Source organism: Sulfobacillus thermotolerans (genome assembly GCF_039623705.1).
In the GTDB taxonomy this organism is placed as follows: domain Bacteria; phylum Bacillota; class Sulfobacillia; order Sulfobacillales; family Sulfobacillaceae; genus Sulfobacillus; species Sulfobacillus thermotolerans.
Genome location: NZ_CP133983.1, coordinates 2,206,110 through 2,221,642 on the forward strand (window position 1 = coordinate 2,206,110; position 15,533 = coordinate 2,221,642).

The 15,533-nt window shown below is 52.8% G+C and carries 16 protein-coding genes and 1 riboswitch; of the genes, 7 read left to right on the plus strand and 9 right to left on the minus strand.

Annotated elements, in window-relative coordinates:
- The first annotated feature begins 56 nt into the window (after positions 1-56).
- Positions 57-1,013 (plus strand): nucleoside hydrolase, encoded by a 957-nt coding sequence (locus ORD20_RS11425; RefSeq protein WP_103374314.1) that lies wholly within the window; start codon positions 57-59, stop codon positions 1,011-1,013.
- A gap of 112 nt (positions 1,014-1,125) precedes the next feature.
- Here ORD20_RS11425 and fdhD read toward each other — a convergent pair whose 3' ends face one another.
- Together fdhD and ORD20_RS11435 are read right to left on the minus strand one after the other, a co-directional pair.
- On the minus strand, positions 1,126-1,938 hold the full coding sequence (gene fdhD, locus ORD20_RS11430) for a formate dehydrogenase accessory sulfurtransferase FdhD (protein WP_158246146.1): 813 nt from the start codon (positions 1,936-1,938) through the stop codon (positions 1,126-1,128).
- Positions 1,939-2,041: 103 nt separating this feature from the next.
- Positions 2,042-2,794, minus strand: a complete 753-nt coding sequence (locus ORD20_RS11435) for a hypothetical protein (RefSeq protein WP_103374312.1) — start codon at positions 2,792-2,794, stop codon at positions 2,042-2,044.
- A 46-nt stretch (positions 2,795-2,840) separates the two neighbouring features.
- Between ORD20_RS11435 and ORD20_RS11440 the strand changes: the two genes are divergently transcribed.
- The gene (locus tag ORD20_RS11440) at positions 2,841-3,794 is read left to right on the plus strand and encodes a hypothetical protein (RefSeq protein WP_146038967.1); all 954 of its coding nucleotides are present in this window, start codon (positions 2,841-2,843) and stop codon (positions 3,792-3,794) included.
- A gap of 359 nt (positions 3,795-4,153) precedes the next feature.
- On the opposite strand, the gene ORD20_RS11445 is transcribed toward ORD20_RS11440, so the two are convergent.
- Together ORD20_RS11445 and relB are read right to left on the minus strand one after the other, a co-directional pair.
- On the minus strand, positions 4,154-4,426 hold the full coding sequence (locus ORD20_RS11445) for a type II toxin-antitoxin system RelE family toxin (protein WP_103374310.1): 273 nt from the start codon (positions 4,424-4,426) through the stop codon (positions 4,154-4,156).
- The gene (gene relB, locus ORD20_RS11450) at positions 4,404-4,616 is read right to left on the minus strand and encodes a type II toxin-antitoxin system RelB family antitoxin (protein WP_103374309.1); all 213 of its coding nucleotides are present in this window, start codon (positions 4,614-4,616) and stop codon (positions 4,404-4,406) included. Before relB ends, ORD20_RS11445 begins: the two co-directional genes overlap by 23 nt.
- A 195-nt stretch (positions 4,617-4,811) precedes the next feature.
- Positions 4,812-4,894: riboswitch (cyclic di-GMP riboswitch) on the plus strand.
- Between the two features lie 65 nt (positions 4,895-4,959).
- Here relB and ORD20_RS11455 point away from each other — a divergent pair.
- The 4 genes from ORD20_RS11455 (at position 4,960) to ORD20_RS11470 (ending at position 7,252) form a co-directional block, all read left to right on the plus strand.
- Positions 4,960-5,313, plus strand: coding sequence for a winged helix-turn-helix domain-containing protein (locus ORD20_RS11455; protein ID WP_158246145.1), 354 nt, complete (start codon positions 4,960-4,962; stop codon positions 5,311-5,313).
- 217 nt (positions 5,314-5,530) lie between these two features.
- Positions 5,531-5,887, plus strand: a complete 357-nt coding sequence (locus ORD20_RS11460) for an RNA polymerase sigma factor (RefSeq protein ID WP_103374308.1) — start codon at positions 5,531-5,533, stop codon at positions 5,885-5,887.
- A gap of 210 nt (positions 5,888-6,097) precedes the next feature.
- Positions 6,098-6,289, plus strand: a complete 192-nt coding sequence (locus tag ORD20_RS11465; protein WP_103374307.1) for a hypothetical protein — start codon at positions 6,098-6,100, stop codon at positions 6,287-6,289.
- Between the two features lie 102 nt (positions 6,290-6,391).
- The gene (locus ORD20_RS11470; RefSeq protein ID WP_103374306.1) at positions 6,392-7,252 is read left to right on the plus strand and encodes a hypothetical protein; all 861 of its coding nucleotides are present in this window, start codon (positions 6,392-6,394) and stop codon (positions 7,250-7,252) included.
- A 237-nt stretch (positions 7,253-7,489) separates the two neighbouring features.
- On the opposite strand, the gene ORD20_RS11475 is transcribed toward ORD20_RS11470, so the two are convergent.
- From ORD20_RS11475 to ORD20_RS11495, 5 genes are all read right to left on the minus strand, one after another.
- Positions 7,490-8,515, minus strand: coding sequence for a hypothetical protein (locus tag ORD20_RS11475; protein WP_146038966.1), 1,026 nt, complete (start codon positions 8,513-8,515; stop codon positions 7,490-7,492).
- An 843-nt stretch (positions 8,516-9,358) separates the two neighbouring features.
- Positions 9,359-10,465, minus strand: a complete 1,107-nt coding sequence (locus ORD20_RS11480) for a class I SAM-dependent methyltransferase (RefSeq protein ID WP_207654604.1) — start codon at positions 10,463-10,465, stop codon at positions 9,359-9,361.
- On the minus strand, positions 10,458-11,738 hold the full coding sequence (locus tag ORD20_RS11485; RefSeq protein WP_103374304.1) for a hypothetical protein: 1,281 nt from the start codon (positions 11,736-11,738) through the stop codon (positions 10,458-10,460). The genes ORD20_RS11480 and ORD20_RS11485 overlap by 8 nt, the downstream gene beginning before the upstream one ends.
- A 34-nt stretch (positions 11,739-11,772) precedes the next feature.
- Entirely contained in the window at positions 11,773-12,906 is a 1,134-nt protein-coding gene (locus tag ORD20_RS11490) for a hypothetical protein (RefSeq protein ID WP_103374303.1), read from the minus strand.
- A 1-nt stretch (position 12,907) separates the two neighbouring features.
- Positions 12,908-14,152 carry an ATP-grasp domain-containing protein gene (locus ORD20_RS11495; protein ID WP_207654603.1) on the minus strand — a complete coding sequence of 415 codons (1,245 nt, stop codon included), beginning with the start codon at positions 14,150-14,152 and terminating at the stop codon, positions 12,908-12,910.
- A gap of 796 nt (positions 14,153-14,948) precedes the next feature.
- Between ORD20_RS11495 and ORD20_RS11500 the strand changes: the two genes are divergently transcribed.
- Complete coding sequence (locus ORD20_RS11500; protein WP_103374301.1) at positions 14,949-15,473, plus strand: DUF6423 family protein; 525 nt, start codon at positions 14,949-14,951, stop codon at positions 15,471-15,473.
- Positions 15,474-15,533 lie beyond the last annotated feature (60 nt).

The following is a 15,533-nucleotide window of genomic DNA, read 5'->3' on the forward strand; positions in this document are numbered from 1 at the left end:
GCTAAGTGGGGGATGGTACAATAAGGGTATCTTAAGGATGGGGAAGGACGGAATTTATGCAGAAGATGCCAGTGGTATTGGACGTCGATACGGGGATTGACGACGCATTAGCGTTGTTATACGCGCTGGCCTCAGACCGCTTGGATGTTCGGGGGATTACTACGTGCTTTGGTAATGGCGATGTTGAGACCACAACGCGAAATACTTTGGCGGTTGTGAGCCTAGCCGAACGGGGAGCGCCGGTGTATCAAGGAGCTGCCCACCCCTTAGTCGGTCAGTGGGAGCCGTCGGCGGAAGCGTTTCATGGTACGGATGGGCTCGGAGGCTATGCCTTCACACCACAAGGCATCGCAGTGCAAGCCCAGAGCGCAGTCCAGTATCTCGGTGAGGTCACCCAAGAACTTAGCGGAGAGATTGTTCTCATCGCTACGGCGCGACTGACGAACATTGCGGCCGCTTTAACGGCGCATCCCGAGATGGTCAGGCGTGTGAAACGGTTGGTGATTATGGGCGGAGCGGCTTTTGTAGGGGGGAATGTCACCCCGGTGGCGGAAGCGAACATTTGGGGAGATCCGGAAGCCGCTTGGATTGTCTTTCACTCTGGCATGCCTATCACGATGGTGGGCTTGGACGTGACGATGCAAGTGCGGATTAGTGACGCGATGCTAGAGACGCTCGACCCGCGTCGTCCGTATGCTGCCATGCTGAAAGGGGCTGTCGACTTTTATTTGGGCGCCTATAATCCTGGCCGTCTTATAGGAGACCGGACAGCGCCACTGCACGACCCGTTAGCGGTGGCACTCGCAGAAGAGCCCGACTTGTGCGACACTATTCCTTACGCGGTGGATATTGAGCGGTATGGAACGTTGACACGGGGAATGACAGTTGTAGACCGACGAGAATGGTTGCCATTGCGCCCGAACATTGACGTGGCCGTTGGGGTCGATCGCGTTCGCTTCATGACAACCTTCGCGCGACGCTTGGGATTTGACGACACGATTATCGAAGGTTAGGAGTGAGGGCTTTCTTAAAAAAGTGATCGGCGGTACGCTTCACGGGATAACGGGCAACCGACCGCATAGGTTTGTGATGCGGGTTTGTACTATTTAGCGCGTAGGCCCTCAACTAAAATGGGAGAATGCGCTCCGGATGACTATAAACGCTGAGTTCGTGGTTTCTAGCAAAGCCGACCGCCGTAATCCCCAGCGTTTCCGCTAGTTCAATGCCGAGATTGGTTGGCGCGGCATTGGAAATGATTAAGGGAATGCCCATGCGTCCTGCTTTAAGAATAACTTCGGACGACAGGCGGCCTGAAAACACGATAGCCTTGTCCGAAAGGTGAATTTGTTGGCGTAGACAATACCCATAGAGTTTATCCAGGGCATTATGACGTCCAGCATCGGTGCGAATCGTCAACAGTGTTGCGCCGTAGGCCAATCCGGCGGCGTGCAATCCTCCTGAATGCTGTTGGTGTGTCCACTGGCTAAATTCTTCAAATAATGTGGTCATCGCCTCGGCAGTAAGCGGATGCGACAAGGGCTCGACCACTAAGGGACTGATATTAGCATCCTCAATGAAATAAAACCCTGGACGTCCTCGCCCACAGCAACTGCTGAGATAGCGCGTTCCGGTTTGCGTGATACGGGTGGGGTCGAGACCCGGGACTCTCACCCAAATTTGTTGGGTACCCGGATGATGTTGGAAGACCGTGATGGCGTCAGCCCGGGAAATAAAATTTTCTGAGGCAAGAAAACCCGTCACAAGCTCTTCTAAATCGGTAGGTGTCACTACCATTGTGACAAACTCATGTCCATTGACAAAGAGAGTTAAAGCCTCTTCCCTGACGACTTCAACCTCTTCGGCCCACCATTGGCCCCCTTGGTAATGGTGGCGGCGAACGTGGGTGATGGATTGGCGCAATGATTGTGGTATTGGCATGATGATGAGACCCCTCCTCTTCGTATTGTACCCTAGCGTGAAAGGTTCTCGTATGGCAAATCCCTGCGGAGGAGGTTGTGCGGTCGATAAAAAAGAGACCGGATTATACTCCGGTCTCAATGCCCAAGCGTTTAACCCACCTTTCAGTATCGAGAGATAAATCATGTAAAAAGTCTTCAGGTTTCCAATCCAGTACCATCATCGAATCGTACAGTCGATGGCCAATGGCCTCCATGGTTCGGAAGAGATCATCGCGCAGGGCAATGAGCTGTGCCTTATGTTCGGAGTCCATGGTTGGCAGAACTTTTTCCAGATACCGCTCGGAAAATGCTTGGTGGCGAGCCTCATCTTTAAGGGTTCGGCGCGATAGCCGTCCGACCACGGTATCAGGGTAACGCTGAAATAGGCCGCCATAAAAGTGTTTGGCAAATAGATCGCTAATTAATATGCCCCAGATCCACTCTGTGGAATCTTTATGACTCAGAAGCCGGGCATGATATCGAAACATCTCGGGAATGCGGTGGCGGCTTGCCGGCTCTTCCTGAAAGATGTGGTAGAGTTTGTGTAAGTTGCGAAAATGACGTCCCTCATCTAAGCCCATACTGCTGAGGTATAAGGCTTCCTCATGATGTCCATGGCTTAGCATATCCGGCAGTACCGCACTGACCCCGTACATCGCCGTTTGCTCTCCCAAATAGACAGGCGTCAGCACCTGGGCGATAGCGTGGCGCAGGTCAGGCGTAATGCGATCTAAATCCCCCCACTCAATAGCGTCGGGGGTCCATTGGCCCAGTGTCCCTTTATCAAATAATCGTAGCAATTGATCGTCGGTCAGTTCGGGATTAACTCGTATCACCTGCGTCAGCTCCTTTTCCACACCATTATGGCTAAAATTATCATTTTTGTCGCGGGTCAAATACGCCAGTCCCGGTAGTCTCTTGGGACAGGATCTCGCTGCGGTCCGCGCTGAGCGCGACCTGCTTCAGCAGGAGGTGGAGGAGCACCGCGATCAGGCGCGTCGCCAGCATGGCTGGACCCCCGAAGAAATCGCCACTCTACACCGGTTAGAGCAGCAGCATATGCCCCTGGGCAGCGCGCTCACGCAGGCCTTGCAGGCGTTAGCCGTCGATCCCCTCGTGCTGTCTCTGGCGCAGGTTCCGGACTCCGCTGCGGCTTTTGCCGCCCAATGGCGCGATGCGGACGGGGCGCCGCTTACGGCCCTCGCCGCCCAGGTGGATCGCGCGCGCGATTATGATGGCGTCGTGCAGCATTGGGAGCAACAAGTGACGCAAGCGCAAAAAGATCTGGCGCAGGTCAATACGTTCTTCGGACGGATTTTTCATGCGGATCGGCTGCGCGCGGCCCGCCAGCAGGTGGCCGACAAGGAAAAACACTTAGCGAGTTTCCGACAAGACGCAGAGGCCTATCATGCGCGCATCCAGCGCTATCAGCGGGCTTCTCAGACTGAGGACACCGCCTGGCAGGCTCTGCAACCGCACGTGGAACAGACGCGGACAGCGCTAGCCGAAGCGTGCACGATCGGCACCCTTGCGACCCTTGTCAGTCTCAATGCGGCCAATCGCCAGCACGCCGCCTGGGCCCAGACGACTTTTCGTCGTCAGCTGGTCGCGGAGGCCCGAACGTTGAGCTCCCGCATTCTTACGCAGCGTGTTGCCGATTGGCGCACACCAGATGTCTTCACGCGGTTTATGGAGCAGCTCAATCCGACTCTCCAAGACTTCCAGGCCGAACGCCGAGCGACTGCCCAACGCGACGCCACAATGCGTGCACGGCGAGCGCAAGACCGCAAGCCCTCGCATCCCCCTAAGAGCCAGGAGGACGAGCTCGAACTCTAGCCCGAGCCCAGACCTTTTTGGGGTCCGGCCAACAAAACGCAGATCTGGATCACGAAGGTCTCTTTACATGGTGAAGTTATGCGCCTTAGATTATCATACGAACCTTGTTGCCCTTTTCTGCTCCATTTGCTACACAGACCCCATAACCTGCTTTTTATTAATATAGATCGTCTTCAGTGTAGCAAAGCGGCGTCGCAAAAGACGCGACGATCCGCCCTTATGCGCCACACCGGTCGAAATGGTGCCAACTCCTGCAAGATCCGAATGAGCCCACTGCGACACACACATCCTTTCGGAATGCTTTGGGGGCAATTCACCGCAGATTCCGGGGAGGGGGGCCCATGATACCCAAAACCTCTTTAGCGGTACACCTCGCGGCGGTGGCCAATGGCCACCACCACCACGACATGGCGGTCATTCTCTAAGAGACAGATGATCCGGTACGTCCCCACCCGGTAGCGCCACAGTCCGGTTTTTTCCCCCTTGAGGGGTTTGCCTAAGGCCCGGGGCGAGTCGAGCCCGGCAACACGGGTGCGCAAGAATTGCACGAGGCGCCGCTGAATCGTGGGATCCAATGCCCGGAGATCGCGATGCGCTGCGGCATCAAACTCAACGGTCCAGGTGGAGTTCACGTTCTATGGCTTCCAATCCGATGCGTGGGTGATGTTCTTCAAGGCGGGCCATAGCCAGAAGATAGTCTTCCTCAGCTTCGAGGAAGTCGGCAATGGCTTTCTTGGCATAATAGCTTTTGGTCCGACCGGTTTTTCTGGCCAGTTCCTCCAATCGCGTTTCGATATCCGGGGGCAAACGGACGGCAAACATCGCACAGCACCTCCTTATCTTATGTCATACTAGTATAACGATAAATCGCGTCCGTGCACAGAGTCTCCTGACTTCTCTTAACGGATCCAAGAGGCGCACGGGGTCCGGGAAGGGGGCGTTATGTCAAGAAGACGGGACAGGGTTTGGCGCCTAGCGGTAACTTGTCCCCTCGGCCCGGCGTTATCTTCAGTATATGACAAAAAATGGCACACCCGCCGCAAGGCGGGGTCGCAAAGTCACGGGTCCTCTCCCTGCGGGAGGATAGCCGGACTCCCTGATCGGCGCCAGACTGCGCTTGCGGATGTCTTCCGTCGAACGTTTCCGGATTGAAGGAGGACGCGAGATGTCCGAAAACCCTTCCCTCATTGTCATTACGCCCGCGATTGCGATTGATCGCGACCAACAGATCGTGCTCCGCTATCATCGGACCGTGTTTCTACCAGCGCGCACCTGGCATCTGCTGGCCTACCTGGTAGACCATCCCCAGCGCCTGATTCCGGATGCGACCCTCCTCAGGGTGGGGTGGCCTCAAGAAGATTGGCATGCGCCTTCAGACCTTTATCGGCATATGCATCGAATTCGTGGGGCCATCGAACCCGATCCGCGTCACCCCCAGGTACTCCTGACCCGGCGGGATGTCGGATATGTCTTGTTATTACCCTCTGGCGTAGACGCGCAGCGACCCTCCTCTCATTGATCGGATTGTCTGTTCTATTCAGATAACAGCACCCAATGACAGATAAGGTGCAGATAAGGTGCAGGTTATTGCCAGGTTCGTGTCAGATTCGCGGTGTACGCTCAATCTATCGACATCCGAGAGGAATGTGGACACGCATGAAAGGCGTTGCGGAAATCATCGTGTTTCTGGGCGGTCTGTTCAGTGGAACCCTGATGTTGAGGCCAGGAGGATCCTCATGATGACCGTCGAAGAGCGGCAAGTGCGAGCGTGGATTCAGACGGTGTTGCGACGTGCGGCGGTGCGTTGGTTTATAGACCAACGCCACCAGCATGCTTCGGAGGTGGCATTGGAACCAAGAGAAAAGGAGGAAGTCTTATGGGAGCACGCGGATCCACATTCCACCGATTCCGACATCGCGGTGTCGATGTGGATGGCTCACTGTTTGCGGCAATTAACGCCGCGCGATCAAGCCATTCTTCAGGCGATCAATCACGGTTGGACGCAAAAGGAAACGGCTCAGGCTCTGCATTGCACCGATCGGACGGTGCGTCGGGCGATCCGGCGTATCCGGAGTCAGTGCCCCTATTCGTAGCCCTCTGTCAGGTTTGCGCGGGGAATGCGGACGCCTTCGAAGCGCTGCTGCCACAATTGACCCCTCAAATGAGCCGCTATCAATCGTGGACGAGAATGGCTGCGGACTCTGCCGATTTACACCAAGAACTCCGCGTGACCTTATGGTTCGCGCTGCAGACGCATCCCCCTCAGATTCTTCAACAAATTTGCGGTTTAGGAGGCGAGACCCATGATTTCTGAACAAGACCTTCGGCACGCGTGTCGGCAGGAACATAGAGCCATCCTCGTGTGTTGTGCGCAGTGGGATACCACCGGCGGGTGTTCATCAGCATTGGAGGAAGAACTTCAGCATCACCACATCGTTTTATCGGTGCTCCGCGATTATCTTATGCAGCAATATCATGAGGATCTGCATCAATGAAAAAATTTATTGCGCCCACCCTGTCCGCTTTTTCCGCAGATTTGTCTCTTACCTTAGTAGACCGGTAAGGTCAAATACTACAACAGGAAAGGGTGTTTTATAATGTCCACTGTGTTTGCATGTGCGTACACCGAATACGATCAGGCCGATACGTTAGCTAGCTACTATGCTCAAGGGCCAGCATGGCAATTAATGGCGGATTATCTTGTCGGAGCAGCAGCGGTTTTAAATGTTCGGTCACCGATTCCTCTTGCAATAGGCAATCTTGAAGATGGAGGTCCGGGGAATAATTGGTTGCAGATGGAACCAACCTCAATCTCGGAGTTTCAGACAAAATTCTGGGCCCAGAATAATGCTACAGGCCAACCGACTCCTTCAAGTACACAAATCCAAGCCATCGACCCTATCAACGCTGCGGCAGGTGTTTGGTGGTATCAACAAGGTGACGATTGTAATGTTACCGATTGGCAGGGACTTTTAAGCCGAAGTTCCTGGTATAATGGCAACTGCATAAACGAGCAATCGGCCTGTGCGTGTCCCACGGCAACAGCCTACGGTTGGACTAGTCTCTTTCTAGCGTACGGCAATGCCTACGATACGATCGATTCGATGAATTATCAAGGAGCCTATTATGTGACGGGCCCGACAGGTCTTCAGTACCGTTATTTGAGTGCGTCGTGTGGGTCTGGCACCAATATAACCGTGCCAACGTTTGCGACGACTCGCATTCTTCGGTCGACTCCCTATGGGCTCAATAGCACCGGTCGGCAAATCGTTCTCTTGGCTTATGATACCATTGACACGATTAGTTCGCTTCAAATCGATATCAACCAGTATGATGCTGGATACTACCAGCCTCTTGTGACGTCCGATGCGGATTTCGCTGCCCGCTCCACACAAGATTCGAGTATTTGCGTGATTGCTGTGGGTGGCCCGCGTAACGGCCATCAACAATGCATGTAGTAGTTTAGGCCTTTCGTGCGAATCGTTCAGCAGCTTTTCGGAATGGGATTCAACGCCTGCTTACGGCTACATTAACGCAGACGGTGCAACAGCTGCAGATAGTTACTCTCTTGGGAATACGGCCGCAGATCAAGCCAGTGCTGCTGGCTGGTAAACGCACATCACCAGAAAGGCCGCTCGATATAACTAGGCGGCCTTTCTGTGTGTCTTGGGATGTCATCGCATTACAAAAACTGTTCATCCCTGCCAAGACACTGCCATGTGCGCTGTATCGATAGGATTAGCCAGCGATGGGATGCTATCCGACAAGTGCACTGTGATTTCGGGTCCCTTTGGGGACCAGTCCATTCGGGTCAGTGGTTTTTGGTGCAAGTTAATAACCACTCCGACGCCTGGACCGGGCGGCAGCAGAGCTTGGTGGAAATAGGATACGAGGCGTTCGGCAATCATTTGATCGGCTGATTCACTACCTTGGCCCACCTCCCAGATCCATTGTCCCTCATGCCATACGATCAAATGCCGGACCGTGTTTGATTCCCCGTTGATTACACCCGAATGGAATTCGCCGTACGCGTAATAGTTTCCAATGATACCGTGCCCCAGATTGACAGCGGTTTCCGATCCGTGCGGAGCAGACCAGAATCCATTCACGCCTTCAAGAGATGTCAGGGGATGTGACTGTGAGGATCCACCTGCGTCGATTGTCCATCCTGCAATCGCGGCCGATGCAGTTTTATCTTGATTTAAGGACGGACTGTTGACGACGGCCAAGGCAGTAGTCGTATTCCACAGTCCTACGGAATATTGGCGACCAACAGTGCTGGTCGCCATCGGTGATAAGACGCCCGATGGAATCCATCGGGGGCCCTCCAGTGGTAAGCTTATATCCCCGATGCCGACGTCATGATGCGAAATCCACGTGAGCGCCGTTCGGACAACCGGCGGCCATTGACTCGCGTCACGCGGCAACGCAATCGTTGTCGACACGGGACTCGACTCTGGCTCACTGGGAGATATTGAGACGTTCGTGGAGGGTTGGACGATGGCCGATGAGCTAGGAGGATTTGAAGACGTATTTGATGCCGGTGGCGGGTTCGACGATGGGCTTGAAGAGGTGGGTACACCACTAGTATGGACGGTACCGGATACATTGTAATTTCCGTTGCCGGTCGGCGTAGCGGAAAGATGCCCGCTGACACCACAGCCTGCGAGCAGTGTGCCGCCCAAGAGGACGAGTGATCCTAACGCGAGATGTTTTATCATGATGGGTTTCCTCCAGTTGCTCTCACAATCTTGTCATAAACATAACGCACGTGCATTGATGCACGTTACAGAACACGGGCGTCCAAGATTTGGGCGGCGATCCCCACAATCCATCGATATTAACGTCGCCACGGCCACCACGGTCCTCTTGGCGACAATGATGATAGAACCGCCTCCGCCATGGCGACGGTGGTCTCCCGGTAGAGAGGAAAATGGCAGCGATCCCGCGGGATCTGATCGACGCGGTGCCCACCGCTGAACCGCACACAAGCGCCTTGTGTGCGGTTCAGAATGCCGTCCTATCAACACTTTTAGCCACGACACCTGATTTTCGTATTGTGAACCGCACAAAACATGATTAAGAGGACTACGGTGTAGCATTGACGAAGGGTGGACCCATCAGGGAAATGAAACACATTCATGCGTGCGGTAGCCAGAATAGATGAATTAAATACCATATTAACCCAATTCTACCGGGGGAAATCCGCGTTTTGTTGGCGGGACCCCTGCACTAAAAAAGTCACCGGCGTGATCTGAAAAATTCTCAAATCGCCGGGAACACACCGCAAGGCACTCCGATTCATTTCCGTCACGAATCTTCGCAGGGTGCCGTATGTTCGTCTCCCGATCGGCCTAATTTGGCTCGGTGATTGGGTATTATCATGCTGATCGTCGCTTATTGCCCTTTTCTGCTCCCATACTACACAGACCCCAAACTCTTCACATCCGTACTAACGAGTTCTACCGATCGTCTGAGTCAATTGTGCAGGGCCCCTGTTCGGACTAGATTGAACGAGGGCCCTCTGCTGGCACGACGGTGCTCACTACACAATCTTTATGGCGTTATAGATTGGGCTTGCGAAACAAAACCACCGCGGAGTTTCCGAATGCTTCGGTATTGCTGGATTCGGTGTCGACCATGTCAAATCCGTGGCTACAGATTTCATCGATGAGAACCTCGGGTGCTTGATCCAAATGCGGAAGAACTTCTAAGGGAATGTCGACCTCCTGACCATCGACCCGAACGCGGCGAGGAATGACCTGACCCGGAATCAAGTCCTTGGCTACCGCATCATAATCCGGAATGGAATAGAACCCTTTCCCCCAGTCGGATTTGCAGTGATCAACCAAAAAATATCCACCGGGTTTAAGGATTTCAAACACCCGTTGAATATGGCGCGATCGCTGCTTAGTGTCCGTTAACATGTGAAGGCATCCCATATTAAGGGCCACGTCATAACTAGAATCCGCAATGGGGCGCAGGTAGATGACGTCGCTTTCGATAAACCGCACCGTCTGTAATCTGAGTTGGTGTGCCAACTCACGCGCACGTCCCAAAGCTACGCTCGATATGTCGACGCCTGTAACCTCCAGTCCCTGTTGCGCAAGGTAAAGGCTATCTCGTCCTTCGCCGCATCCTAGGTCCACGATACGCCCTTTGGCCAGCTCAAAATGCTTTTGCAGCATGTTTACTAGCGATGCATTGGGTTGATCGGATTCCCACAACTGCGCGCCAGCGTCATAAACCCGTCGGTACCGCTGATCATAGCCAAAATAATAGTCATCCAGGCTGTCGGCTGCCTCTTGGAACGCCTTTTGCTCGATTTGTTCACCGGGTTGCCACGACATATAAATGACGACGTCAGCGTCACCCTTCGCGGCACGTATCAAGAGGCGAATGCCCGCCTTTTTGTAGTACGGTTCCCCAGCTCCTAAGAGAAAAGGCTCCATCATTTCAGAGCGCGTAGTGTCGACTTCGCCCAAATCGATTTTATTGGTCTCCACACACAAGATAGCCTCGATCTGGTGTGGCAGCACAATAATCCCAGATTTTTTGGTTAAACGCCATCGAGCGGTCTTAAAACTGACCGTATTGATGGCAAGCCTCTGACTCGTATCACTTTCTGCCAGTTGTTTGAATAGATCGCTCAACGTGTTTACATTATCCATTTTCTCTCACTCCTAGACGCATCTGGGATAACAGCTGATTACGCAATGGGGTTTCATATTTCAAGCTTCGACCGAGATCGATTAGGGAGTCGAGCGTCGGAGGACCGTTGGGCAATCGCGTGATGGCTACGGCGACGGTCAATTCCAAGATGTCTCGCTGGGCGTTACTCCCACCAAATGGCGTCCCTTGCATGGCGTGCCATAAATCCTCCAAACCCCACTGACATTCCCCTGCCTCAAAAAATGCGAATCCGCGTAAGGCATGGCGCAGTGTTTCCTGGGATCCGGGCTCACTTCGCGTAATGGAATGTTGTGCGAGAGCGGCGGCCTTGTCTCCATACCCATTAGCGAGCAGGACGATCAGGGCATGCAGGTCATTGAACCAATAAAATTCCTCGAGCCCGTAGTGCTTCCACGACTGGTACAATTCCATCCAGCGTGACGAGTCGTCGTACCCCAAGAGATGCAAACGCCACAACAATGACGCCGCATCGAGATCCTCGAGGGAATTGGGATCGCTTTTGCGACGGAGTTCCTGGTCATAGATCTCGTACACCTGGGCAATGTCCATCAGATAGAGTCGGAAAATGGCGTAGTGCCACCAAATGTGAATCCGCATAGAGGAGTTGTCGCACCATTCACTCCGATGTGCCTCCATCCATCGACTGCCCTCATAAAATTGCCCAGTTTCGTAGTAATAGTGGCAGACGACATGAATGGCATAAACATTGCGGGCATTGAGGGTCAACGCGAGATTTGCGGATGTCAAAGCCTGCTCGAAGTTTCCATTCTCCTCGAGCGAGAAGGCATCAATTGCTTTAAAGTACGTCAGTAATGGCGTTTGTGCATTCCATGCATCACGGACCAACTGCATCGTTGTAAGCATCTGCGAAATCCAGCCCATGTAGAACTCGAGCATATGACAGGCCCATACGGCTAAAATGTCTTGTGGATAGCGATTCAGCACTTGTCGTAAGTTACGATGCGACTCTTCAAAGCGTCGATTCGTCCAGTGTTCCAAGGCCCTCAGCAGCAACTGATCGCGCTCCGACTGCTCCGCAAATTCCTTCATAGACCGAAGCCATTCCCGTGCGCGTAGAATTTTGGCTTGCTCCATGGTCGTGACCAAATCGACGCACAAAATCTCAAGACTGGCTAATGACGGACGCTCTGAATTCAACACATCTTCCGGAACGTACTCCATTCCTAACAACCCGACCAGTGCCTGTTCCAATACTGGCAAGTCGTTCCGGTCCCAAACGGTTTGCGGCACTCACTCCTCGCACATCATCAACAATCATAGCTATTCATTCCTCCATTGACGGCTGCATACGCACACCGCCGTTCACCGAAATACTGCCCAAAAGCGACAAGGCCATCAGAAGCGCTAAAATAAACGGCGGCATCCACGTATCGGCGATATGTATGCGTGCTAATGCCAATGTGCCAATGAGAATGGGCAACGCGAGACTGTTAGCCCGTGAGACCATCACCCCCACATTTGCAGTGCCATATCGATGTGCCAGAATCGCTCGTGCAAGGATGCGCAAACCGCCAAAGCCAAATCCCAGCAATAACAGACCGAAGAGGCGCTCATCAATTTGTGCCGTGATGTACCACAAGAGGAAACTCAAGACGATGGAGACACCAATGAAGGCTATCGCGAGAAAACTAATCGCTCTGGACCAAAGCGAAAAGACAAATCCCGATAGCGCCATGCCGATACTCAGAGCAGCATCCAACAGCGCCACATCGAGCATCGACCCCTGATGCAATCGCACCTGCACAGGCAACATGAAATTGAAACTACCCAACGTAGGCCAAATTAGGGCCAAGGCCAGAAAGAGAAATCCGCCGCCTCGGGATGCCGGTGCTTTCAGTGGGGTCCCTGGCGATTCCGCTATGGGTCGGCCGATGACGACCAGTGTGAGAGCACTGAAGCCGGCAGCGACAACAAGGTAAAAGCTGCGGTATCCTAGGGCGTGGATAATAAAGGGAGCACAAATAGGGCCTACCATTAAGGCAACCTGATTGATGGTTACCGAGTAGGAACTGAACTTCGGGATGAGATCATTGGCATAGCCTTTGGCAATCCCAGCGAACCACATCTCCCAGCTGGTTTCCAATATGAAGAAGAATGTCCAAATGATGAAGTTAACCGCTACAACGAGGGTCTCGTCGGAGTGGACCCAGAACAGCGCCACGCAACTGGCCACCACGCCGACCAAACCCACGGCCGAGATACGGGAACCATCGTATTTTTTAAGAACATTGCGGGTCATCATGGGTACAAAAATTGCAGGGACAAAGGACAGGACGCTGGCAAGTGCTAAGGCTCGATAGTGGTCGCTTGCACTACTAGACAGTCCCCAGTTAACGGACAAGAGCACCGCTCCGGATAGGAAGCGGTAAATTCCAGAGAGTGCTAGGTAAAGATACATCTCACAAACTCTTCGTGACAAAAATCTCTTGAGACAACGCCTCCGTTAACCGTGTCGGCTCATCCGGTTTAGATGTGAAAAGGTGCGGCCATGTGTATTCCACGACCCCTTCTCGGGCACGCCAGGCGATGGGTGGTTCAGAGACTTTGCCCACGCTGGCTTGTATCGCCAAGGACCTCACGCAGTCATGCAGTTTCGTTGGCAGACGTATGTCGGTGATGATGCCTGGAGGTGCTTTGAGAAAGGCAATGGCGGCGGTCCGTTGCGGAGTGATGTTCCGAACTATATCAAAAGGAGACTCCCCTAGGTAGGCTTTGACATGAGCGGCATATGGATTGAAATCATAGGCCCGCTCAATCTGGTCCATAATGCCATCGCCGCCAGGACGAGCACCGACCTCAATCACCCACCCTTGCCCATCCAAGATTTTGATCTCGGCATGGGCCATGCCCAACGAAAGCTTGAGTGCCTTACACGCGTGAATGGCCATGTCCAACAGCGGGCGATCATGTATGCGATGACTCGGTACCAAGTGGGCCATTTCAGCAAACCACGGTTCCGGCGACAAATACTTCTCGGTTACTGTAATGACTTGATATTGACCATCAAAACACAAGACCTCAACCGACACTTCATCACGCGACGCAATGAACTTTTCGACTAAGAATTTGTTGCCGGCAATGCCGAACTGCTGACGGTATTCGTCCATCATCTCCATGGAATCCCGGAGTCGCGCCCGCGCCTCCTCCACGGTTTTGGCCAAATACACCCCCCCGCTGCCGCCAAAGTCATACGGTTTGATGACGACTGGCAACCCCACCGTTTCGATGGCCTCCATAAGGTCAGCCTCGGTTTCGATGAGAACGAAAGGAGCGGTTGGTACCCCATATTTTGCAAAGACTTCTTTCATGAGATATTTATTGCGGGACCGCAGGATGGTAGTCGCGTCCATGGACGGCAATCCCAGCGCCCGATTTACGGTATGCGCGGCTGCCAACGTCCAATCGTTTAGCGGAATGACGGCTTTGGGGGTCCAGCCTTGGAGCTCATGCGCATGAATGCTCTTTAAAAGGGTGTCTGCGTCTTGAGGATCAACATTTATTGTGCCGTCGAAGTATCGGTTCAGGCTATATGCGACGCCTTGGTCGGCCGTCCAGATGGGTAAGTTCGTCACTTGTTTAGCTCCAGACAACGAGCGTTCGCGCAAATACTGATTAGCGCCTAGTAACAATACATACTGTTGCACCACATAACCCCTCCATAAGGTCCGCTTAAGTACTAATACGAGCTATCTGCGTCAACGATAGCATTCATCCCAATGTGGGTACGCCGTCAAGCATACCAGGATCGGTAACGAGATGGGACAATTGGTGAAGTGAGGGATATGTAAGATTGTATATATCTATCAAGCATCCTGCCGTAACACGCCTAACAGGAGAGCGCTTGACTATGGTACAATCTGAACCATCCCGCGAGCGCAATATAATAGAACTGCACATGTATTGATTCTGGCGGATTATAGTAAAATTTTAACATAGGTAGATTTTTTATGTCTGGTACTTTAAGACGTTTTTCAAAAGTCTTTTCGTGCTAGAGTCTTGCGTATGGTAAAAATCCAAGAAAAAATTTCCGTCACCGTCCGCAGCGTACACGGCGCCGCAATCTTCTGCTGCATCCGCCGCTATATGTCCATCCTCAAAAAACCATGGTCAAGGGTTTTCGCATAGATTCAGAAGGCCTTTTAGGGGTGTCATTTGATTTTCGACCTTGCGCAATCGCTAACCCGGAAACTTCTGCTAGAGTATGGCCACAGTTCGTGATTTTTCCTCCATGCTTCTCGTGTCTAGTTGACGTATACGTAAATATGACACCTCATGGTGGGCTTTGTGGCATTTATAAATGGCCGAGCAAAATGGGGCCATTCACACCCTTATTCTAGGTTTTCGTAATGACGCGTATTATCCTAAGCTGGCTCCTACATTGAGCGAATATTGCATGACTTAATGTCGGGATGGTAGAATTTACCTTGGAGGTGGAGTTTAATGAGAGCACATGACTTGCACATGGTGGCTGCTATTGACGAACAAAACCGGATGGTCATGATTACTGGAGGCATCGATGTAAACGATATCACCATCGTAATGCGAACGGAGTTACCATCAGCCGGAACGTGGACGATTATGAAAGCCGAAACGAACTTAACTGATAAGACATGGTATGGCTGGCAAGTAACGTTGGGGTCGGATATTACCGTTCCTATGGCGGGGAACAAGCCCCAACTGTTGACCTCCCGAAACTTCGAGCATGCCCGTTACGTTCCCGAAACTAACACGGTGGGTTTTTATGGCGGTGAAATCCGCCCGGGAGAACCCATCTTAAAGTTCTACACAATCGAAACGCGCGTTCCACGGATTGTCATGGGCCATAACCGTATCATCGACGAGGCTGATGCTGAGCTAATGGCGGAAGGTCAGCTTTTGGGTGTCGGATTGCCTAAACTGGAGATCGCGGTGCCCACAAAGAAGATCGCCATACCGGACGTATATAGAATTTCGAAAGTTGGGTAGGCGATAAGAAGTCAACGGCAAGACCCGCGCTAGTTGCGGGTCTTGCCGTTTTGGAGGTCA